The organism is uncultured Nonlabens sp., from assembly GCF_947495285.1.
GTDB lineage: Bacteria > Bacteroidota > Bacteroidia > Flavobacteriales > Flavobacteriaceae > Nonlabens.
In genome coordinates, this window is record NZ_CANLXZ010000088.1 from 1 (window position 1) to 468 (window position 468).

The following is a 468-nucleotide window of genomic DNA, read 5'->3' on the forward strand; positions in this document are numbered from 1 at the left end:
CCTTAGAATTCTCATCCCAACCACCTGTGTCGGTTTAAGGTACGGGCTGCTTCATTTGCTTTTCTTGGAAGTTGCTATTCTAGATTATCCAATTAGTCGTAACCTCTTGGTACTATCCCAATCTTAAAAATTGGTTCAACGTACTATTCCGTCAGTACGCACTAGATTCACACCTCCGTCACTTTTAATATGAGCAGGTACAGGAATATTAACCTGTTGTCCATCCACTTCCCCCTTCGGGTACGCGTTAGGACCCGACTAACCCTCAGCTGATTAGCATAGCTGAGGAAACCTTGGTCTTTCGGTGAGAGGGTTTCTCGCCCTCTTTATCGTTACTTATGCCTACATTTTCGTTTCTATAAACTCCAGAAATCCTTACAAATTACCTTCGACGTATATAGAATGCTCCCCTACCACTCTTTCGAATTCATAGCTTCGGTAGTATATTTATGCCCGATTATTATCCAT

Annotated in this window: 1 rRNA gene; it reads right to left on the bottom strand. The window is 42.3% G+C overall.

Annotation, left to right across the window (positions count from 1 at the left end):
* Window positions 1-468 (bottom strand): 23S ribosomal RNA (locus Q0838_RS14255); the annotation flags it as partial.